Annotated in this window: 24 protein-coding genes; 16 read left to right on the forward strand and 8 right to left on the reverse strand. The window is 53.1% G+C overall.

Annotated features, from left to right (window positions below; all coding sequences use genetic code 11):
• The first annotated feature begins 318 nt into the window (after positions 1 to 318).
• On the forward strand, positions 319 to 1,971 hold the full coding sequence (locus GRX64_RS13690) for an electron transfer flavoprotein-ubiquinone oxidoreductase (RefSeq protein ID WP_166268197.1): 1,653 nt from the start codon (positions 319 to 321) through the stop codon (positions 1,969 to 1,971).
• Between the two features lie 96 nt (positions 1,972 to 2,067).
• Here GRX64_RS13690 and GRX64_RS13695 read toward each other — a convergent pair whose 3' ends face one another.
• The 6 genes from GRX64_RS13695 to GRX64_RS13720 all read right to left on the reverse strand — a co-directional run bounded on the left by GRX64_RS13695 (position 2,068) and on the right by GRX64_RS13720 (position 6,844).
• A complete protein-coding gene (locus GRX64_RS13695) occupies positions 2,068 to 2,529 on the reverse strand; it encodes an FKBP-type peptidyl-prolyl cis-trans isomerase (RefSeq protein WP_166268199.1) in 462 nt (153 codons plus the stop codon).
• A 241-nt stretch (positions 2,530 to 2,770) separates the two neighbouring features.
• Positions 2,771 to 3,331, reverse strand: a complete 561-nt coding sequence (locus GRX64_RS13700; RefSeq protein WP_166268201.1) for a DUF1285 domain-containing protein — start codon at positions 3,329 to 3,331, stop codon at positions 2,771 to 2,773.
• A 212-nt stretch (positions 3,332 to 3,543) separates the two neighbouring features.
• Positions 3,544 to 3,993, reverse strand: a complete 450-nt coding sequence (locus tag GRX64_RS13705; RefSeq protein WP_166268203.1) for a SixA phosphatase family protein — start codon at positions 3,991 to 3,993, stop codon at positions 3,544 to 3,546.
• A gap of 17 nt (positions 3,994 to 4,010) precedes the next feature.
• Entirely contained in the window at positions 4,011 to 5,081 is a 1,071-nt protein-coding gene (locus GRX64_RS13710; RefSeq protein ID WP_166268205.1) for an NAD(P)H-dependent glycerol-3-phosphate dehydrogenase, read from the reverse strand.
• A 75-nt stretch (positions 5,082 to 5,156) separates the two neighbouring features.
• Positions 5,157 to 5,648: an STAS domain-containing protein gene (locus tag GRX64_RS13715; RefSeq protein ID WP_166268207.1), complete on the reverse strand. Its 492-nt coding sequence runs from the start codon at positions 5,646 to 5,648 to the stop codon at positions 5,157 to 5,159.
• Positions 5,649 to 5,659: 11 nt separating this feature from the next.
• Complete coding sequence (locus GRX64_RS13720; protein WP_166268209.1) at positions 5,660 to 6,844, reverse strand: PP2C family protein-serine/threonine phosphatase; 1,185 nt, start codon at positions 6,842 to 6,844, stop codon at positions 5,660 to 5,662.
• 135 nt (positions 6,845 to 6,979) lie between these two features.
• Between GRX64_RS13720 and GRX64_RS13725 the strand changes: the two genes are divergently transcribed.
• Positions 6,980 to 8,449, forward strand: a complete 1,470-nt coding sequence (locus GRX64_RS13725) for an HD domain-containing protein (RefSeq protein ID WP_166268211.1) — start codon at positions 6,980 to 6,982, stop codon at positions 8,447 to 8,449.
• A gap of 6 nt (positions 8,450 to 8,455) precedes the next feature.
• Here GRX64_RS13725 and GRX64_RS13730 read toward each other — a convergent pair whose 3' ends face one another.
• Positions 8,456 to 9,502 carry an NAD(P)/FAD-dependent oxidoreductase gene (locus tag GRX64_RS13730; RefSeq protein ID WP_166268213.1) on the reverse strand — a complete coding sequence of 349 codons (1,047 nt, stop codon included), beginning with the start codon at positions 9,500 to 9,502 and terminating at the stop codon, positions 8,456 to 8,458.
• Positions 9,503 to 9,605: 103 nt separating this feature from the next.
• Here GRX64_RS13730 and GRX64_RS13735 point away from each other — a divergent pair, with 103 nt between their 5' ends.
• The 10 genes from GRX64_RS13735 (at position 9,606) to GRX64_RS13780 (ending at position 18,148) form a co-directional block, all read left to right on the forward strand.
• Entirely contained in the window at positions 9,606 to 10,559 is a 954-nt protein-coding gene (locus GRX64_RS13735; RefSeq protein WP_166268215.1) for an acyl-CoA desaturase, read from the forward strand.
• Positions 10,559 to 11,029 (forward strand): nuclear transport factor 2 family protein, encoded by a 471-nt coding sequence (locus GRX64_RS13740; RefSeq protein WP_235937683.1) that lies wholly within the window; start codon positions 10,559 to 10,561, stop codon positions 11,027 to 11,029. Before GRX64_RS13735 ends, GRX64_RS13740 begins: the two co-directional genes overlap by 1 nt.
• Positions 11,026 to 11,826 carry an SDR family NAD(P)-dependent oxidoreductase gene (locus tag GRX64_RS13745; protein ID WP_166268217.1) on the forward strand — a complete coding sequence of 267 codons (801 nt, stop codon included), beginning with the start codon at positions 11,026 to 11,028 and terminating at the stop codon, positions 11,824 to 11,826. The genes GRX64_RS13740 and GRX64_RS13745 overlap by 4 nt, the downstream gene beginning before the upstream one ends.
• Positions 11,823 to 13,088, forward strand: a complete 1,266-nt coding sequence (locus tag GRX64_RS13750) for an NAD(P)/FAD-dependent oxidoreductase (RefSeq protein WP_166268219.1) — start codon at positions 11,823 to 11,825, stop codon at positions 13,086 to 13,088. The genes GRX64_RS13745 and GRX64_RS13750 overlap by 4 nt, the downstream gene beginning before the upstream one ends.
• Positions 13,089 to 13,114: 26 nt before the next feature.
• Positions 13,115 to 13,999 carry a DUF1365 domain-containing protein gene (locus GRX64_RS13755; protein WP_166268442.1) on the forward strand — a complete coding sequence of 295 codons (885 nt, stop codon included), beginning with the start codon at positions 13,115 to 13,117 and terminating at the stop codon, positions 13,997 to 13,999.
• The gene (locus GRX64_RS13760) at positions 13,987 to 15,258 is read left to right on the forward strand and encodes an SAM-dependent methyltransferase (RefSeq protein WP_166268221.1); all 1,272 of its coding nucleotides are present in this window, start codon (positions 13,987 to 13,989) and stop codon (positions 15,256 to 15,258) included. Before GRX64_RS13755 ends, GRX64_RS13760 begins: the two co-directional genes overlap by 13 nt.
• The gene (locus GRX64_RS13765; RefSeq protein WP_166268223.1) at positions 15,255 to 15,779 is read left to right on the forward strand and encodes a DUF2878 domain-containing protein; all 525 of its coding nucleotides are present in this window, start codon (positions 15,255 to 15,257) and stop codon (positions 15,777 to 15,779) included. Before GRX64_RS13760 ends, GRX64_RS13765 begins: the two co-directional genes overlap by 4 nt.
• Entirely contained in the window at positions 15,776 to 16,546 is a 771-nt protein-coding gene (locus GRX64_RS13770; RefSeq protein ID WP_166268225.1) for a hypothetical protein, read from the forward strand. The genes GRX64_RS13765 and GRX64_RS13770 overlap by 4 nt, the downstream gene beginning before the upstream one ends.
• Before the next feature lie 137 nt (positions 16,547 to 16,683).
• A complete protein-coding gene (gene xthA / locus GRX64_RS13775; RefSeq protein ID WP_166268227.1) occupies positions 16,684 to 17,496 on the forward strand; it encodes an exodeoxyribonuclease III in 813 nt (270 codons plus the stop codon).
• Positions 17,497 to 17,521: 25 nt separating this feature from the next.
• Complete coding sequence (locus GRX64_RS13780; RefSeq protein ID WP_166268229.1) at positions 17,522 to 18,148, forward strand: TetR/AcrR family transcriptional regulator; 627 nt, start codon at positions 17,522 to 17,524, stop codon at positions 18,146 to 18,148.
• Positions 18,149 to 18,154: 6 nt separating this feature from the next.
• Here GRX64_RS13780 and GRX64_RS13785 read toward each other — a convergent pair whose 3' ends face one another.
• Complete coding sequence (locus GRX64_RS13785; protein ID WP_166268231.1) at positions 18,155 to 18,601, reverse strand: phasin family protein; 447 nt, start codon at positions 18,599 to 18,601, stop codon at positions 18,155 to 18,157.
• A 439-nt stretch (positions 18,602 to 19,040) separates the two neighbouring features.
• On the opposite strand from GRX64_RS13785, the gene GRX64_RS13790 reads away from it, so the two are divergent.
• The 4 genes from GRX64_RS13790 to GRX64_RS13805 are packed head-to-tail and all read left to right on the forward strand — an operon-like array spanning position 19,041 to position 21,109.
• Positions 19,041 to 19,364, forward strand: a complete 324-nt coding sequence (locus tag GRX64_RS13790) for an ArsR/SmtB family transcription factor (RefSeq protein WP_166268233.1) — start codon at positions 19,041 to 19,043, stop codon at positions 19,362 to 19,364.
• On the forward strand, positions 19,361 to 19,801 hold the full coding sequence (locus tag GRX64_RS13795) for a YeeE/YedE family protein (RefSeq protein WP_166268235.1): 441 nt from the start codon (positions 19,361 to 19,363) through the stop codon (positions 19,799 to 19,801). The genes GRX64_RS13790 and GRX64_RS13795 overlap by 4 nt, the downstream gene beginning before the upstream one ends.
• 2 nt (positions 19,802 to 19,803) lie before the next feature.
• A complete protein-coding gene (locus tag GRX64_RS13800; RefSeq protein ID WP_166268236.1) occupies positions 19,804 to 20,229 on the forward strand; it encodes a YeeE/YedE family protein in 426 nt (141 codons plus the stop codon).
• A gap of 10 nt (positions 20,230 to 20,239) precedes the next feature.
• Positions 20,240 to 21,109 carry an MBL fold metallo-hydrolase gene (locus GRX64_RS13805; protein ID WP_166268238.1) on the forward strand — a complete coding sequence of 290 codons (870 nt, stop codon included), beginning with the start codon at positions 20,240 to 20,242 and terminating at the stop codon, positions 21,107 to 21,109.

The following is a 21,109-nucleotide window of genomic DNA, read 5'->3' on the forward strand; positions in this document are numbered from 1 at the left end:
TGCCCCGATATCTACTAACAATGCCAAAGTAGCGAGTAAATTTCAAACAAACGTTTGTTTGAATCTTTGAGTAAGCTATCCTTAAGACCCATAAGGTCAGAGGATTCAGGGGCTAATATTCGTTTCAAAGCTCCAAGTCCGGTATTATATCGGTTTTAAAATGAAGACAGTCGAACACGGCTGGCCTATTAAAAGAGAGAACAGGATTATTCAGCGCCGTTAATTAAGTTGCTCTCCGGCCAATGCAGCCTGGGTCTGTAAACTGAGGCACTGAGCGTCGTAATCCTTATATCCACAGCGAAGTTTGAGGAGACCAACGTGGAACGCGAATCGATGGAATTTGATGTTCTAATCGTCGGCGGAGGCCCCGCAGGCCTTTCAGCTGCCTGTCGTATCATGCAGATGGCTCAGGAAGCCGGCGAAGAAAAAACTGTTTGCGTCGTTGAAAAAGGGTCGGAAATTGGCGCACACATACTGGCCGGTACGGTATTTGAACCAACTGCCTTGAATGAGCTGTTTCCCGACTGGAAGGAAAAGGGTGCGCCCCTGAACACACCCGTAACGCGCGACGATATTTTTGTTTTGCGTGGTCAGGAGTCCGCCACCAAGGTTCCGGGCGCGTTCGTTCCCAAGAACATGCACAACCACGGCAACTACATCATCAGCCTCGGCAACCTGTGCCGCTGGCTCGCTGAACAAGCGGAAGCCTTGGGTGTAGAGGTATATCCCGGCTTTGCTGCCGCTGAGACCATCATCGAAGACGGCCAGGTCAAAGGCATTATTACCGGCGACATGGGCGTTGCCCGTGACGGTAGCGAAAAAGATGGTTATATGCCCGGCATGGAATTGCGTGCCAAGTACACCTTGTTCAGTGAAGGCTGCCGAGGCCACCTGGGCAAGCAGCTAATCCGTGACTTCAATCTCGATGAAGGCAAAGATCCTCAACATTATGGGATTGGCATCAAAGAGTTGTGGGACATTGATCCGGCCAAACACGAGCCCGGACTGGTCGTTCACACGACTGGCTGGCCGCTGTCGGATACCGGATCCACCGGTGGCTCGTTCCTATATCATCTTGAAAATGGTCAGGTATACGTGGGCTTGATTGCTGATCTTTCTTACAGCAACCCACACATGAGCCCGTTTGAAGAATTCCAGCGCCTGAAAACCCATCCGGAAATCAAAAAACACCTGGAAGGCGGCAAACGAGTGTCATACGGGGCACGCGCACTTTCCAAAGGGGGTTATAACTCGCTACCGAAGATGAGTTTCCCCGGCGGCCTGATTCTGGGTTGTGATGCGGGCACCTTGAACAGCTCCAAGATCAAAGGCTCACACACCGCCATGAAATCGGGTCTGCTGGGCGCTGAGGCGGTCTTTGAAGCATTGAAGGAAGGCAAGTCCGGCGAGGAGATCACCAGCTTTGCCGACCGCTTCAAGGAAAGCTGGCTCTATAAAGAGCTGTATGCTGAGCGAAACTTTGGGCCCGCTATGCACAAGTTCGGCAACATTGTCGGCGGTGGTATCGCATTCTTCGAGCAGAATATTCTGCGCGGGAGCTTGCCGTTTACCTTCCACGACACCGTGCCCGACTACGCCACCCTCAAGCCAGCCGCTGAAGCGAAGAAGATTACGTATCCAAAACCGGATAACAAAATCACCTTCGATCGGCTTACCTCGGTGTTTATTTCAAACACCAACCACGAGGAAGATCAGCCGGTTCATCTTAAACTGACCAACCCGGACATTCCGATTGAGGAAAATCTGCCCAAGTACGACGAACCCGCGCAACGCTATTGCCCCGCGGGCGTCTACGAAGTGGTTGAGAAGGACGATGGCAGCGGTAAGCGTTTTCAGATCAACGCACAAAACTGCGTTCACTGTAAAACCTGTGACATCAAAGACCCCGCCCAGAACATCACCTGGGTAACGCCGGAAGGCGGTGGTGGCCCGAACTACCCGAACATGTAATCGGGGCGAAAATGGAAACGGCTCTTCGGAGCCGTTTTTTTATGGCCAAAAAAACGGCCTCCAGTGGAGGCCGCCTTTCAAAGCCAGCATACGTTCTTAGTGAACGTGGCCGTGCTCTGCTTCTTCTTCGCTCGCTTCGCGAGTTTCAACAACTTCCACGTCAAAATGCAGGGTTTGACCTGCTAACGGGTGGTTGGCGTCGATTGTGACGGTTTCTTCACCGACTTCAACAACTCGAACGACTTGTGGGCCGCCCGGAGTCTGCGCCTGGAACTGCATTCCTGGCTCAATGGTTTCTACGCCTTCAAAGGCTGAAAGAGGAACTGGCTGGACCAGTTCTTCGTTCACTTCACCGTAACCATCAGCTGGCTCGATATCGACTTTCAGCGCGTCGCCGGCGGCTTTTTCATTCAGTGCACTTTCAAGTCCACCGATAATGTTCTGAGCACCTTCCAAATAGGTCAGCGGCTCGCGACCTTCACCACGGGAGGAGTCGAGCTGCTCTCCCTCATCGTTGGTGAGTGTGTAATGGATGGTGACTACACGAGGCTGGGCCATGTGATCTCCTTGCGTGTCTCAATGACTGTATGAATTTAATGGGTAATCGAAAGCAAACCTGAACAGCCGGACTGCACAGAGGGACTAACGACCACCAGGCCTCAATAATAAGAGAATCGGACTCTTGCAACTCTTTAACCTAAGAAAGAGCAGTCTAACAAATGCCATACTGCGTTTTCTACCGTAAGGATGAGGGCGCGCCCCGGGAATTCAAGCCCCCTCGCCTTTTTAAAGCACTCTGTCAGTGCATTTTAAAGAAAACACCGTCACTCCAGACACCAAGCTCATCAGATGAGCCCGCCTCCCTATCAACGACGTATCTGGCCAGGTCGTAGAATGCCGCCGTCACCAGACGCGCCTGGAGACCATGACGCACAGCGACCAAGGGTCTGGGTTCGTCTGAATCCGGGTAGGTCTCGACGGTTAACGGGTGTTCTTGGCCAATTAACAATGGTTCATCGACGTTGGTGGTCAGATTCAGGTTCTGGTTCTGGCCCTCACCCTCAACGGTCAGGGTATGAGCAAGCAGCGGTGTATCTTCAACCTGAATTCGCCACTTTTCCACCGGGGTTACCAGGTAGTACTCACCGTCTGATTCCCTGCGAAGAATCGTTGAAAACAGACGCACCAACGCCTGCCTCTTCATTAGATCGCCTTTGTAATACCAACCGCCATTGCGGGCAATCCGTATATCAATGTCACCCGAGAGTTCGGGGTGCCATTGCTCGATCGGTGGCGGACCTTTTTGACCGGATTTTGTCGCTTCAAGCTGGGCTTCAATGGCACTGGGGTCTTTGCTCATAAGATTGATCTCCCAACATTAACGGGCGTTTCGAGTACTCAAGATACGGTGTTTGCCCGCCGCGAGTTCATCCTGCAGCTCAAACCAGGGTTGGGCCTCTGCCTGTTAACTCTGTTCGTCAACTCTGTTCGTCAAAAACGGGCGGCCAACAACCAAAACTCCACCAATCACCTTGTTTTCAGTCTGACCCGGCAAACCGGACGGTCACTCACTCACGGCAAAAATTGATCGCGCAGATCTGCGCAACCGGGCCCGGCGATGGGCATATCCAACAAGACAGCCTGACTCGTCATAAACGGGATACCGCGCCGGTGTCCATCGACCAGTAAAGTCGATAGCGCCCCGACAAGGGGCATATGAGAGATCAGCATCAGATTGTGGCAGTGAACATCCAAGAGGTGGTTCAGGCATTCACCGGGGTCATCATCAGGAGTAATGAAGGATTGCTCTTCAACCGGGCAATTCAGTACTTCAGACACGATCGCCGCCGTTTGTTTTGCCCGGATTAAAGGGCTGCACCAGATGCTATCGGGCCGCCAAGGCGATGCGGCGATTTTTTTAGCAACAGACGCCGACGCCAGGCGGCCGGCATCGGTCAGCGCTCGTTGCTGGTCCAGGCTGTGCCAGCCGGCCTCACCGTGCCGCATAATTAACAAATGCACAGCGCCTCCGTAAAACGCTATTGAGTGAGTATTCGGGGCAGAATGAACTCTACATCTGAATTTTGCACCGCCATCATCAACCCATTGATAACAGCCTTTATTGATGCGTCGCAATACAGAATATCGTAAAGCCCTCTGACCAACGGCATATAGATACCGATATCTTCAGCCTTTTCTTTAACCAGCAGCAACGTATAAATACCTTCCGCCACTTGCCCTAACTCGGCGACGGCATCGTCCAGCCTGGCGCCTTTTCCAACAGCATAACCGACCCGAAAATTACGGCTTTTCGAGGATGTACAGGTCACCACCAGATCGCCGACCCCGGCTAACCCCATAAAGGTCATCGGATTAGCGCCAAGACTGACCGCAAATCGACTCATTTCGGCCAGGCTGCGGGTCATCAGCATCGCCTGGGCGTTCTCACCGAGCTCCAGCGCTGAGGCCAGGCCGGAGACAATGGCGTAAATGTTTTTCAAAGCCCCCGCCAGTTCAACACCGTACATATCCACGTTGGCGTAAACACGGAAATATTTACAACTCAGTAATTCCTGAACTCTTCGGCGAACTTCAGGGTCTTTGGCTGCAATCACTGTCGCGGTCAGATCACGATTGGCTATTTCGCTGGCCAGGTTGGGGCCACTGAGAACACCGATCCGAGCCCTTGGAAGTTCTTCCTGAAGAATCTCGCTCATTAACTTGAAGCCTTGCTGCTCAATGCCTTTTGTCAGGCTGACAACAATCTGGCCCGAGGAAAAGTCCTGAACATGCTGCCGGATCACGTTCCGAAATGCTTTGCTGGGGATGGCGACAAAAACGATTTCCGCCTTGGCTACGGCCTCGGAAAAATCGGTGGTAGGCCTTATATCGCCTTTCAGCTCAACGTTCGGCATATAACGCGTGTTGCAGTGGTGTTCCGTAATTTCTCGCACTTGCTCAGGGTCACGCATCCAGAAATGGACCGCATGGCCATTCTCGGCCAGAACTTTTGCCATGGCGGTACCAAAGCTGCCGCCGCCAAGGACCGCAACATGATGCTGTTTGGCCTTCTTTGCCTTGCTCGGGGGAGTTCCTTGTTCTTCAGGCATAGTTATTCCGTTCAGGTGTCATTCGGGCATCTGCTAGACATAAACTAAGAGTGTAGTGCGATTTCCGGTCCCAGGTTAGCCGGGCTCTTCACATTCGAGGGCACGCACGAGATTCTTGAATTCTTCCCTGTTCCGGCTATTCAGCCCCATTAGAACGCGATGGGCATCCAATACCTTATCTCGTACTTGCTGCTCACTAGCTCGCAATACAGGGATTTCTTCAAGCTCTTCAATACGGGAAGCAGGCTCTTTGACAATAATAAAAATTTTGTCGAACCCCATGGACGTAATAATTCTCGTCACGTCGGGATTGGTGGAAATAAGCGTGGGGAGAAAATGACTTCGTTTCTCAGCCGCCATGGCAATTTTGGCAAGCAGGCCAAGGGTGGTGCTATCAATAATATCCGTTTCAGTCAGGTCGATAACGACTGTTTTGAAAATCGGATCCTGAGTAATTGACTCAACCAGACTGTCCAGCGTTGAACATAAGTTCAGCCGGATCTCTCCAATAAACTTCAGAACATAAATGCCCTGTTTTTCAGCCTGCAGTATTTTGTAGCCTGCCATTTTAATTGCCACTATTTCGACACAACATCTGTTACCGACACGATAGCAATATCATCCGGCAACTCCGTGATCTCATCGAGGTTCAGAGCATCACTCAAAGAGGCGATAGTGTGACGACCTCCCGATACGAGTTCAAGTAGCCTACCCTCCTTTTCGTCTAATGTTTTCTTGTCGATGACTTCCAAAATACCGTCGGAAAACAAAATAAGCCGAAACGGTTTATCAAGCGGTGTTTCATAAACCTCCCAGTGGGGATCTTCAAACAGGCCAACTGGCAGGCCACTGCCTTCTAGAAATACCGGTGCCTGGCCTTCAAACCAAATAATTGGCATGGGGAAATGAGCGCCCACTGCATATCGAAGAGTATGCGCGGATTCTGAAATAATGCCGACAAATACTGTTACGTGTTTACCGAGACCTGTATCAAGCAGTTCTGAGTTGATGCGTTCAAGGAACCGATCCGGATACAGAATATCGTCACTGGAGCCTCGGCGAAAATTGCGTTGGAGTCGATTGGTGAGGTTTTTAAGCAGAACGGTTACGAAAGCTGAACTTGCCCCATGCCCGGAAACATCGGCAATGTAGACCAGAATTTTGTCTTCATCGATACGAAAATAATCAAGGAAGTCGCCACTCAAATACAGAGATGGCTTGATCAGATGATCAATTTCAAAGCCGCCAATCTGATGATCATGATCCGGTAACATCTTGAGCTGGACTTTACGGCCCGCTCGCTGGTCGGCCCGGAGTTCCGAGATGCCTTCACGCAAATCCATGTTGGCCTCTTCCAGCTCCTGGCGATACAGCTGATTGAGTCGGCTAACTCTCACCCGGTCGAATAATTTCGCCAACACATCGTCGAGCGACGCTTTATCATTGCAGGGTTTAAGCACGAAATCGGAGGCGCCGGCCCGTAGCGCTGCCACTACCTCTTTGGCGTCACGGACATCGGAATAGGCGATCAATGGAATGTAGGTGTTGTGAGCTTCCAGCCGGTCGCTGAGTTCGGTGATGGCGGCGGGCGCCATATCGATAAAGATGGCGTCCGGCGGGTATTCCTCGAACAGCGACCTGGCTGCCGACAGGTCCGGGTATCCACTCACATAAAACCCCTTAGCCTCCAGATGACGATCGAGATCGGCTCTGGCTTTTTCATCGGGGTCGATAATCAGTATGCGCTCAGTGCGCGAAACCATGGAGATCACCCTAAACTACCAGCAGTAAACGATAAAAACGGCGTTTTCACGTTGCTTTAAGGCTATTCTGGCACGACGGTGTGATATAACAAGGTAAGATTCATGTTTTACTGACGTTTTCGGAGATGTTTTACCATGCGGAGTGCAGTCAACGACCTGCTAGGTGCCTACGACAAGCTGATCATGGACCCCGTACACGGCGGTATCCCACTCTATCACCACGAAATCCAGGTCATTGATCACCCGCTGTTTCAACGCCTCAGAAATATTTGCCAGAATGACATTCTAAGCCTGGTTTTCCCTGGCGCCACTCACTCCCGCTTCCTCCATAGCATCGGCGTTATGCATGTGGGTGGCAGGATGTTTCGCGCCATGATTGATGCCTACCTTCGGGAACGCCAACTCAGCGATCGCACAGATCTCAATCTCAGTCAGCTTGACGCCATTGACTATCTGGCCAAGACCATCCGGTTGGCCTGCCTACTCCATGACAGCGGCCACTCCAGCTTTTCACATCAATTCACGCAAGCCCGGAGAATTCATGGCCTTATGGCCCGACCAGGGCGATTTGATGACCTGTGGCACGGCGTGGATTACCACCGGTTTTACAAGCAACGTCCCGCTGAGCTTGAACACGAACATTATTCCGTCCGGGTTGCGTACGATGTGTTAAAAGCCATCGACCTGGAAGAGGCAGGGCTTAACGCGGAAGACATTCTGGGCATCATGGAAACCACGGATGTCACACCCAGTGAGGCCTTTTGTCGCCACGCACGAACCTTTTGGGCATTTATCGCGGGCCCCGACGCGGAGTCCGGCGCCTTAAACGCGGCCTCCACCCCCGGGTTGGTGATGGACTTGCTGTCGTCCGTGGTCTCTGGGGAGATTGATGCAGACCGTGCCGACTACATGCTTCGGGACGGGTTCCACTCTTCGGTAACCATTGGCGGCTTTAACCTGGACCACCTGCTGAGTAACCTGAGGTTTGGCTGGAATGTGCAGCAGCCCTGGTTGGGGCTGGCGATCACGCAAAAAGGACTCGGGGCACTGGAGGATTTCGTCTACAGCCGCCATCAGATGTACCGCAAGGTCTATGCCCACAAAACGGCCCTGGGCTTCGACTGGCTACTGCGTGAGGCCATCAACGAAGTACTCAATGAACCTGAGACCTTCGAGTGGGTTGATACCTGCCTCAGTGATATGCGCTATTTTGCTGAATTGACTGATAATTTTTTCTGGGAAGCGTTTCGACGCCTGGCCCGAAAGCAGCCCCAAAGCTATTCAAAGTGCATTGTCGACCGGATTAAACTGGACCATCTCGACACTCGCGAAGACCTGTCACCGGACGGCATTGATGTGCACTGCGCCCTGCTCGCGCACGAGCTCAATCTTCAGCCAAGCGACGTGGTGACCTGTTCGATGCGGGCCCGTTTTTCCAACATTCAGGACAACTTCAACGGCATCAAGGTGCTGCTGCGCGATCCGGTTCACCGGACGCGGGAGCTTAGGAAAATCACCGACGTCAGTGCCTTTTTCAGCAAATTCGGGGACGGCACTATTACCCATTTCTACCATCGGCCGGAACGGCTCAGAAACTTGAGCTAAAGACCGCTAGCCGACATGGTCGCTTGCCCGCCATTGCTGCAAGAAGCTTTCCGCGCTCTCAAACGCGCCTTCCACCCGACCGCCGTGAAGCCAGTCACCAATGACGCCCACCTGCGATTCCGCAAACCACAAATGACCGGGGCCAGTGGGTGAACTGGATTTAGCGTACAGCCAACGGTGAGCCAGCGTCGTTTCAGGAGGCTGCAGACACCCCGTTGCCAACTGGAATGCGTTCAAAAGACTGTCGGTTACCGCCGTGGAAGATGCGTTCTGGTTGACATCGGACCAATCGGGCTTGCCGTGCAAAACCCACCATTCGCCGTTGTCCTGCCGACCTGGCTTGCTACTGTTATTCGCAGCCCACTGAAGGATGTCGCTGTAGGGCTGCATGCCCTGGTAGTCGAGCCCCAACGAGTCTTTAAAGTGAACGACCACGGTCCAGCAGGCCTGCATCTTTTCAATGTGCGGTTGGAGTTCGAGCGCGTGTGAGGCCATGCCGCTGGCCTCAAGGAAATCACGAGCTTGCGCCGGCGGCGCGGTGACGATGATCGCATCGAACAGACCCTGGTGCTGCCCCTCAGTGTCCATGAGCTGCCACTCGCCATTATCGGTACATGCCATTGACCCGATTCGGGTCTCATACCGGATATTCAGGTTCGTCGACAAAGCTCTCGTTATCGCGGTCATTCTCGGTGAGCCTACATAGCGGGTCGCTGGCCTGAAGCCCTCCCAACAACCATCCTGGCACTGATACCTCAGTGTTGCAGGCCACTCCTGATAGGTGTCTGTTCCGGCATGTTTATCAAGGAAATGCCGAAAATCGGGGTTTCGAATGGTAAAATACTGCGCCCCTATATCGGCCGACCCGCTGTGATCTCCCTGAGTGGGCAGTCTTTTGGCGGCCAGGCGGCCACCCGGCCCGCGGCTTTTCTCGAACACAGTGACCTCAAGGTTCAACGCCTGGAGTCGATGCGCCACAGTAAGGCCAGCTATCCCTGAACCAATGACGGCAATCCGGCGTATATGGCGTTTATCTTCAGGATCATTAAACATTTTATAGAGTGCATCCAGACATAGGGTGGTTAACGTAAATCCGACAGGCAAAAGGCAATTGAATACTGGGCCTCACCAATTTTCGAAAAAGGGTAAGCAGGGTATGACCCGAGTGCAAAACTGGCTAACGAACATCCAAAGGTGGTTCGATTCAAGCGCACAATCAGATCACTTAGACACCGAATCACGAGACTTCAATGTTATCAGGGTACTACCATTCATAGCCTTGCATCTGGCCTGTCTGCTTGTTTTCGTGGCAGGAACAACCCCGTTTGCGATCGCTTTTGCAGTGTCGTTTTTTTTCCTCAGAATGTTTGCAATTACCGGTTTTTATCATCGCTATTTTGCTCATAAGACGTTCAAAACAAACCGCTTCTGGCAGTTTATGTTTGCTCTTCTGGGCGCCAGTGCCGCCCAGCGTGGACCTTTGTGGTGGGCGGCTCACCATCGGCACCATCACCAGCATTCCGATGACCCGGAAGACCTGCACTCCCCTCACCAGGACGGTTTTTGGTGGTCCCACGTCGGCTGGTTCACTTGCGATGCCGGCTTTGCCATGGATGAGCGTCGGGTTCGCGATTGGCTGAAGTTTCCCGAATTGCGGTTTATCAACCGATTCGACGCACTCGTGCCGGCTCTGACAGTGCTGGTGATCTACCTGCTTGGTGAAGGGTTGGCAGCCTGGATGCCCCAGCTCGGCACCAATGGATTCCAGCTGGTGGTTTGGGGATTCTTCGTCTCAACCGTTGCCCTGTTCCACGCTACCGTGTCCATTAACTCATTGGCTCATGTCTGGGGCAAGCGCCGGTTTGAAACCAGCGATGATAGCCGCAATAACGGCTGGCTCGCACTGATCACTCTGGGCGAGGGCTGGCACAATAATCATCACCGCTGGCCTCAGTCGGCACGTCAGGGGTTTCGGTGGTACGAAATTGACATGACTTATTATCTGCTTTGGATGCTGGAGAAAGTTGGCGTCGTCCATGATCTGAACCCGCTGCCGAAGCATATTCAGGAAGAAACCCGTCACCTGGACAACGTTCAGAGGAAACGCTAATGGTACAACAACAGATCCCCCCTTCGATCCAGGGTATGCCAGCACTTGAAAACACCACCATGGAACGTTTTCGCGTCCTGTTTAACCAGATGTCCAGCGGACACCTTGGTGCATTGGATGAGGTCTATCATGGAGACATCGTCTTTACTGACCCGTTTACGACTGTTACTGACCTGACGGGACTGCGGGAATACTTTACAGGTGCCTACTTAAACGTCATTAGCTGCCAGTTTGAATTTGGTGATGCAATCGGTGAAGGCAAGGACGTCTGTTTGCCGTGGGTTATGAAATTACGCCACAAACGGATTCGTAAAGGCGAACTGATCAAGGTTGATGGTATTTCCCGACTGGTGTTTTCCGATGGTCTGATTGTGGCGCATCGTGATTACTTTGACGCTGGCCAGTTATTGTATGAAAACCTGCCGGTGCTGGGGACAGCGGTACGTTGGTTAAGGAAGCACGCAGCATGAGTCATCATCGCCCTGCGCCGATGACCATCTGGCTGACCGGCGCCACCTCTGGCATCGGCTACGCGGTTGCGGAACGGCTCATCGCCGACGGTCATCACCTGATCGCAACCGGGCGCCGTAAAGCCCCGCTTGAGACTTTGGCGGCCTTGGCCCCCGACCGGGTCACACTCGCTGCCGGGGACACGTTGAATAAGGAAGATGTGGCAACAATAGGCGGGACCTTAGTCGCCCATCAGCCAGTCCAAATGGCAATTTTAAACGCAGGTACGTGTGAATACCTGGACATTGCCGAGTTTCGCAGTGAGGTCATTGAACACAACATCATTACCAATGTGATCGGAACCGCTCGCTGTGTCGAGGCGGTACTGCCATCTCTCAGGGCTGCACGCAAACAAGGCCTCTCCGCGCGGCTGGTCATTGTCAGTTCGTCCGCGTGGTGGTTTCCGTTTGGTCGGGCAGAAGGGTACGGCGCCTCCAAAGCAGCATTAACCTACTTTGCCCAATCGTTGAGGGCCGACCTGGCGGCCGAAGGCATCGCCGTCTCGGTGGTGTCGCCCGGCTTCGTGAAAACGCCTTTGACTGACCAAAACGACTTCGAGATGCCCTTTCTGATCAGCTCAGGCGATGCAGCGAACCGGATTGTGGACGGGCTGAACAAGGGCCGCTCCGAAATCCAGTTTCCAAAACGCTTCACCTGGACCCTAAAGGTTATCGGTGCCCTGCCCCAGAGCTTGATCGACCGCATGGCCGCCAGCATGACACGAAAACAACATCAGCAGCAGGAACATCATGAATGAGTGACCAACGCCAGCGCATTGCCATTGTGGGAGCCGGGGTATCCGGTTTAACCACCGCCTGGTTGCTAGCCCAGAAGCACGACGTCGAAATTTTTGAAGCCGGCAACTACCCCGGCGGTCATACCAATACCAGGCCCGTTGAGTCTGACGGCCGGATTTTGCCAGTCAATACCGGATTCATAGTGTTCAATGACTGGACGTACCCGAATTTTATCAAACTGATGGATCGGCTCGGTGTCGCCTCGGAAGTCAGCGACATGAGCTTCAGTGTGGATTGCGACACTACCGGGCTCGAATACAACGGCACTAACTTGAACACTTTGTTCGCACAGCGTCGTAACCTACTTAACCTGCCATTCCTTAAAATGATTCGCGAGATCCTTCGGTTCAATCAAGAGTCCAAACAGGATCTGGCGTCTGGTGCAATCAACGATTCCGAAACCCTGGGTGATTATCTCAATCGAAACGGTTACTCCCGGTATTTCAGAAACTATTATGTGGTGCCTATGGGTGCCGCTATCTGGTCGGCGCCGGAACTGGTCCTGGAACAGTTTCCTATCCGGTTCTTCCTGCAGTTCTTCAATAACCATGGCATGCTTTCGGTGGACGACCGCCCGACCTGGCGAGTTATTTCCGGCGGCTCCGCCCGTTACGTTGACCGCATGATGGAAACATTGGCGCCCGTCACGCATTTGAACAGCCCCGTAACCAGGGTGCGGCGTTTCGACGACCGTGTCGTGCTGACGGCGAATGACAAAGAGCAAACGTTTGATCAGGTCATCTTTGCCTGCCACAGCGATCAGGCCCTGACCATGCTGGACGACGCGACAGACGCGGAACAAGAGGTTCTGGGTGCCATTCCGTATCAAAACAACGACGTGGCATTGCACACCGACGATTCGCTGTTACCAGATCAAAAACGTGCCTGGGCCGCCTGGAACTACTTCATTCCGGCCCACAGCACCGAGCCGGTTTCGGTCACCTACAACATGAACATCTTGCAGAATTTCCACAAAGCCTCAGAGACGTTTTGCGTGACACTTAACCGTAGCCACGACATCGACCCTGCCAAGATCATCGAGCAGTACCAATACTCTCACCCGGTGTTCAGCCTGGAGGCCGTTGCAGCTCAGGGTCGCTACGACGAAATCGGGGGCAAAAACCGGAGCCATTTCTGCGGTGCGTACTGGTTTAACGGCTTCCATGAGGACGGGGTTAAAAGTGCCCTTCGCGTTACAGAAGCCTTCGGGGTGGAGTTGTAGCAATGGAACGCAGGCAGCCCCCTCCGCTGACCAGTCAATGGCTGGAGGGCACCGTCAGGCATCGGCGCCTGACGCCGGTGTCTCACGAATTTCTCTACCGTACCGGCATGCTGGCGCTGAACCTTAAAGAATGGACCGACGTCCCAAAGCTCAGCCGCTGGTTTTCGCTGGAACGCTTCAACTGGCTGTCACTGTGCCGCCGTGACTACTTCAAACCTGAGGCCACCAGCCTGAAGGACGCAGTCTGTGATCAGGTTGAACAAGCCACCGGTTGGCGCCCGGATGGCGACATAGAGTTAATTACCCACCCACGATACCTCGGGTACGTGTTTAACCCGGTGAGCTTTTATTTTTGCTATGCGCCTGGGGACAACCCTCAAGAAGGCGCGGTACCCAGGGTTATTGCCGCCCAGATCACCAACACCCCATGGCACGAGCGCCACTTGTATTGTCTGGAGAGCGGTGAAGGCCGCGAGACAAAGTCTGGCTGGCACACACAGTCTTTCAGCTTTCAGAAACGGTTTCATGTCTCACCATACAACCCGATGGATCAGCATTACCGATGGCTGTTTGCTTTCCGGGACAACGAATTACGCATCCACATGAACGTGCTGAAAAATGACCAGAAGATTTTCGATGCAACCCTGGAAGTCCAAAGAGTGCCCCTGACTCGTAAATCTCTCCATAGAAGCCTGCGCCAGTTTCCCCTGGAATCCTTCAAGGTGGTGGTGGGAATTTACTGGCATGCCCTACGCCTGAAACTAAAAGGGGCTGAATTCCAGACCCACCCGGACAAACTTGACCATCGTGACCCCAGTTATCGACTCGGGTCTTCGGATCACGGCGAGCGAGTGGACGAGGTTCAACAACCAAACAACAATGCAACAAAGGTAAGCTCATGGAGAACATGAACGCATCTCTTGAGGCCAAAACGGTTAGCACATCCTCGTCGATGACTGACCGATGGGCCCGTAAACTGGTCTGTCAACAACTTGGCGAGCTCAGGGATGGCGTGCTGACCATCCGGGAGTCGGGTCTTGATGATCAGATCTTTGGTGATGGCAACTCAGATTTCCCCGCGGCAGAACTTCACGTGCATGACAGCAGCACCTGGCGCGACCTGTTAACGGGCGGCAGTGTTGGCGCAGCCGAAGCGTTCGTCACCGGCGACTGGAGTTCGCCGGATCTGGTGGCGTTGTTGCGCTTTTTTACCCGCAATGTTGACCGAATGAACGCCTTTGAGGATCGCTACAGCTGGATAACCAAGCCCACCTTGCGCGGGCTGCACTGGCTTAACCGAAACACACCGGCCGGGTCACGCAAGAATATTGAAGCTCACTACGACCTTGGCAATGATCTGTTCGAGAGTTTCCTCGACCCCACCATGATGTATTCTTCTGCGATCTACCCGGATGATCAGGCCTCCCTCGATCAGGCCGCGGTTCACAAACTGGATACGATTTGCAAAAAACTCGATTTGCACCCGGGTGACCGTGTCATCGAGATTGGCACTGGCTGGGGTGGCTTTGCCATACACGCGGCAAAACACTATGGCTGTCACGTCACGACAACCACCATTTCCAACGAACAATGGCAATGGGCCAAGGCAAAGGTTGACGAAGCCGGGCTGTCGGATCGCATTACCTTGCTGTTTGATGACTATCGTGACTTGACCGGAACTTTCGACAAATTGGTGTCCATCGAGATGATTGAGGCCGTTGGTCCCCAATTTTTGGACAGTTACCTGGGACAGATCAACACCCTGCTCAAACCCGACGGTTTGGCGCTGATTCAAGCGATCAACATGCCAGAGCAACGGTATCAGCGAGCGTTAAAGAACGTTGATTTTATTCAGCGGTTTATTTTCCCTGGAAGTTTTATTCCGTCGTTTGGTGCCATCCTCGATTCAGTGAGGACCCAGAGCAACCTGGTGCTGACGCACGCAGAAGACCTCGGATTTCATTACGCCCGCACCCTGCACGACTGGTGTGCGCGCTTTATGACGAACCGTGACCATATTCAGTCTATTGGCTACGATCAGGCCTTCCAGCGCCTTTGGCACTTTTACTTCGCATACTGCGAAGCCGGCTTCAGTGAACGTGCCATTGGCGTATCGCAACTGTTGCTGGCCAAACCTGGCAACAAACGCAGGAACATCCTGAGCCTATGATTCAGTCCAGCAGCGTCCGTAATGTGCTCAACTTTGTCCTGTTTCAGATCGGCTGGCTGGTGTGTGTCTTGTATCCGGGCATGCTGACCGCAGCGACCGCGTTCTGCCTTGTCGGCGTTCACCTGGTGCTAGTCAGTCAGCGGCCCCGGCAGGAGTTTCAATTTATTGTACTGGGCACGGCCGTCGGTGCGCTGTTGGACGGACTTTGGTTTCGGACAGGCGTGATGACGGACACGTCCGGTGCCGCTGTGGTTTGGACACCGGTATGGATCGTCGGTGTGTGGGCAGTCTTTATGACCACCCTCGCCCACTCATTGTCCTGGGTTAAACAGCGGGTCTGGCTGCCCTATGTGCTCGCACCGATTGCGGGTCCGTTCGCTTACTGGAGCGCGAGCCGGCTTGGAGCTGTGACGTTGCCTGACCTGACGGTGTCTTTGTTGGCCCTGGCGCTGGGATGGTTCGTGGTGTTTCCTTTGTTGCTTCACATTCAACAACGATTTTTCCGGAGCCTGACGCCATGACAGCGGGTCACAAAGTACTGTGGGCAGGACTGCTACTAGCCACAGGCCTAAGCCAGGCAACGGCAGCTTCCAATTGGATGTTTGTCGGTAAGGCCTACAACGCGGACGATAGGAGCACATTGCTTTATGAGGAGCACCACCGGGTCGAGGGTGAATGTGGCCGCGACGGATGGCACCCCATCCGACATCAAATTGACTACAGAACACCCGGATCCGGAGAGGTGTTTGCCCATAAGACCTTGGACTATCAGCGCTCAGACTTGATGCCCAGCGTGGAATTTGAACAACCAATGTTTGACGAACGCATGACCATTACCAACCTTGATAACTCTCAGTTGAGTATCGAGTGGTTAAGCAATGGTAAAGACCTCAAACAATTTCGGGTGAACGTCGACGACAATGTCGTCGCGGATGCCGGGTTCGATAACCTTGTCCGGGAACATTGGTCTGGCCTACGGAAAGGCAGGGACATCGACTTTCGTTTCCTGGCGCCAACAAGAGGCGAGCACTACGGCTTTACGCTGGCCAGCGTGGACGATCCCCGGATCCGCAGCGACGTCGCCCTTGAGATCAGGCCCAGCGGCGTGATTATGGGTCTGCTGGTTGATCCGATTTTGCTGGGGTATAACGCAGAAGGCTACCTGACCGATTACATTGGTCTGACTAATATCCGCAAAAATCAGGATGCCAACTACATCGCACACATTCGTTACCACCACGGCCAGCCGCCAACGTGCGCCCTGGTTCCTGATATCGATCAACCTTAATGTCAGCCTAAATTTCAGCCAACCTGTTTCATGTCATCCGCTGCGCAAGTGTCTAGCTGTGAGGCAACGCCATAGGTCAGCACAAAATTGTGATAGACTTTTCTGCTAATTACCAAAAACAGTCCGAGTTCGCACCCATGATGTTTGTCTCCTTTAACGTCAATAGCATTCGTACCCGCCTCCATCAATTAGAAGCCGTTGTTAAAACTTACCGGCCTGATTTTATTGGTTTGCAAGAGACAAAAGTGCCCGATGCGGATTTTCCCGTTGAGGCAATTGAGCAAATGGGATACCGCGTACAATTTCATGGCCAGAAAACCCATTACGGTGTCGCGCTCCTATCCAAACTGGCGCCAGACTCGACTCAAAAAGGCTTTCCCTGGGATGACGATGACGCCCAGAAGCGACTGATAACCGGTCATTTTACGGTCAACGGACAACGGCTAACCATTATTAATGGCTATTTTCCCCAGGGCGAGAACCGTGATCACCCGGTGAAGTTTCCGGCCAAACAAAAATTTTATGCCGATCTGATGACCTACATTGACCAGCTTCAGGCGCAGAACTCAAATATCGTTGTGATGGGCGACATGAATATCTCGCCAACCGACAAGGATATTGGCATCGGTGCAGACAACGCCAAACGTTGGCTTAGAACCGGTAAATGCAGCTTCCTTCCGGAAGAACGTGAATGGCTTGCGCAAGTAGAAAGTCGGGGCCTGACCGATGTGTTCCGAAGCCTCCACCCGGATGAAGCCTGCACATTCAGCTGGTTTGACTATCGAAGCCGGGGCTTTGAGCGGGAACCCAGGCGCGGCTTACGCATTGATCTGATCATGGCCAGCGATGCTCTATTACCGAAAGCCACTGCGGCAGGAATTTCCTATGAAATCCGGGCCATGGAGCGCCCGTCCGATCATTGCCCTATCTGGACAGAGTTCGACCTTTGAAGTCACGGCCACGCAGGATGCGTCCATGAAAGTTAAAACCCGCGACCGTATTCTCACAACCTCTCTCGCCCTGTTCAACTCGGTGGGTGAACCCAACGTAACGACGCTGCTGATATCCGACGAGCTCGATATCAGCCCAGGTAATCTTTATTACCACTTTAAAAGTAAAGGCGACATCGTTGGCGAGTTGTTTGAAGGTTACGAGGCCGAGTTAATCGATTTATTAAACGTACCTGAAGACGCTGAAATCAGTCTCGACCAGCAGGCGTTCTTTCTGCACTTGCTATTTGAAGCGGTCGCACGCTATCGCTTTCTTTATCAGGATCTGGTCAACGTGTTATCGCGGTATGAGACCCTGCAAGGGCGTTTTCGAAAGCTATTGAAGAAAAAAGAGCGGGCTTTTCGGATCATTTGCAACAGCCTTCAAAACCAGGACATCATGATTCTGTCCGCCCGCGAACTCGATGCGCTGTGTGAGCAGTTGACGCTGACACTCTGCTACTGGGTTAGTTTTGATAGCCTTTCACACCTGGACGATCGGGACTCAGTAGACCCAGGGCGTGGCGTGTTTCAGATGATGCAGCTGCTGGCGCCGTATATGCGGGACGAGGAGCGTCAGCAGGTGCAAGCCATGAGCGAGGATTACCTTTAGCGGGGACTAGCCTTTAGACGTCTTGGCCCGGCTTTTGGGCGGTGTCGCTTTTTTAGTCGCACTCCCCTGCAAACGTTTGAGTTCGCTCTCCAGAACGGCAATGCGATCCTCCAGTGCCTGAATTTCCTCACGGCGATGAATGCCTAAACGGCGGAGTGCACCTGACACCCGTTCGTCGAAAAGGCTCTCGAGCTTGTCCCAGGTCCCAGTCGCCCGATCCCTTACATCTTCAACCCGTGTCTCAACGGATTTGACGTGTTTGCCCACCACACCGCGGGTCTTGTTTTCGAGTTCTTCCCCTTCATGGACCAGACGCTCAAAAAACCGACCAGCATCTTCCTCGGCCTTGGTATACGCACCCAGACCCGCAAGCCAAATCTGGCGAGCGGAATCCTTGATTTTACCAGCCAATTGAACATCTTGTTCCGGCTTTTTGTCGTTCTGGTCTGACATAAATGCACCTCTATTAAACTGACGGACAAGCGTTCGGAACCAACGCCTGTATATAATGTTTATTGTATTACAGGAGCCACTGGATTTCAGTGCTTTGCGCGCTGTTGCTTGGAGGAGACCAGTACCAGGTTTGCCCACCGCTATAAACACGACGCCAATATGAAAAAAAGTGATGAAAGTGAAGGATCAAAAACTTGAAGTGTTTAAAATATAGTCAATACTTGAAATACCGGTGTCCCTGCTGACGCCGGTTTGTCTGGAAGTCTTTCATGGATACTACTCGCACGCCTCTGCCCGGCCATCAGTGCCGGGCTTTTTTTGCCCGCAACTCCGATACCACAGTCCTTGGCCAACGGGCTCATATTAGCCACTGTGCCTCTTGCCTCTTGCCGTGCCCCCTATTAATATACGTTATACTTAAATAACAATTGTTGACGCGATGACCCCTAACGAGATCGATTACTTACAAATGCAGGCCTCCGCCGAACGTGCCAGCCAGTTCCTGAAATCGCTGTCACATCAGGGCCGGCTGCTGCTGTTGTGCCAATTAAGCCAGGGTGAACTCGGCGTCAGTGAGCTGGAAAAATTAACGGACATACAGCAACCGTCACTGTCACAACACCTGGGGGTGCTTCGTCGCGATGGTTTGATCGCGCCAAGAAAAGTCGGCAAGAGTGTGTTTTACCGGATTTCCGACCCCAATGTATTAACCATGCTGCAACAGCTTTATGTCATGTTCTGTAACTCCGGAGAAAACCAATGATTTCCATCGACTGGTCTGCGTTTACCCCCTGGGCCTCGCTTATTGGCGGAGTTTTGATCGGATTGTCAGCCGCTGCCTTTATCCTGCTAAGCGGTCGGATTGCAGGTATCAGTGGCATTCTTGGCGGGCTCTTTAACCCTCATAAATCGGACGTGGTCTGGCGGCTGATGTTTCTAGCCGGCTTAATCGGTGCGCCTGTGGTCTGGCTGGCGTTCAATACCCTACCTGCGATTGAGATCGAAGCCGGGGCGCCGGTGATTATCATTGCGGGTCTGCTGGTCGGTATCGGTACTCGCTATGGCTCCGGTTGCACCAGTGGTCATGGTGTGTGTGGCTTATCACGGTTATCGCCACGCTCTCTGGTCGCTACAGTGAGTTTTATGTTGGCAGGATTTCTGACAGTTTTCCTGGTGCGGCATCTGCTGGGAGGGAATTAATCATGAAAAATGCCATTACAGCGTTGCTGGTCGGATTGGTTTTTGGTGTCGGTTTATTGCTGTCTGGCATGGCGAACCCTGCCAAAGTACTTGGTTTCCTGGATATTGCGGGGCCATGGGACCCCTCACTGGCACTGGTTATGATCGGTGCCATTGCTGTCGGCATGGTGGCCTTTTCCATGGCGGCAAAACGCACTAAATCGTTGTTGGGCAACGACATCAAGCTGCCGGCCAGTCGCTCGATTGATAAACGTCTTATCGTTGGCAGCCTGTTATTCGGCGTTGGCTGGGGGCTGGCGGGGTTTTGCCCCGGCCCGAGCCTGGTGGCGCTGGGCGCGGGCGAATCCAAGGCCTTCATATTTTTTATCGCCATGGTCGCGGGTATGGCACTGTTTGAGTTCATCGAACGATCCCGAATCCGGGGCTGAGGAGGAAAAAATGTCCATAGACCCCATCGTCATTGCTTTTTTTGATAAAGACACCAATACCTACAGCTACGTGGTCAGAGACCCGGAGTCCAAGTCTTGCGCCGTGATCGATTCGGTGCTCAATTATGATGCGGCATCCGGCAAAACCGGCACCGAACTGGCTGACACCCTCATCGACTATATCCGCCAGGAAGCACTGACGGTTGAATGGATATTGGAAACCCATGTCCATGCGGATCATTTATCGGCAGCACCGTATCTCCATTCCCGGCTTGGCGGTAAAACAGGCATAGGCGCTAATATTCGTATCGTTCAGGAAACGTTCGGGAAGGTGTTTAATGTAGGCTCGGAGTTTGCCCGGGATGGACGCCAGTTTGACCGGCTGTTCACGGATGGCAGTATGTTGAATATTGGCCACTTGATTTGTCGCGTCATGCATACGCCCGGCCATACACCGGCCTGTCTGACGTACCTTATTGGTGATGCGGCGTTTGTCGGTGATACTCTGTTCATGCCGGATTACGGCACCGCCCGCTGCGACTTTCCAGGGGGCGATGCCCGGGCGCTGTACCGTTCGATCCAGAAGCTGATGGCCTTGCCGCCCACCACCCGAGTGTTCCTTTGCCATGATTATGGGACACCGGACCGTGAGCATTTTCAGTACGAGACCACCATCGCAGATCAACGCCAGTTCAATGTGCACATACACCAGGGCGTAAGCGAAGAAGAGTTTGTCAGAATGCGGACTGAGCGCGACGCCACACTGAAAATGCCGAACCTCCTCTTGCCCTCTGTGCAGGTCAATATGCGTGCCGGCCATTTGCCACCCCCTGAGGACAACGGCCAACGCTACCTGAAAATACCCCTGAATTTATTTTAG

Origin of the sequence: Marinobacter caseinilyticus, from assembly GCF_011074955.1 — a bacterium.
GTDB lineage: Bacteria > Pseudomonadota > Gammaproteobacteria > Pseudomonadales > Oleiphilaceae > Marinobacter > Marinobacter caseinilyticus.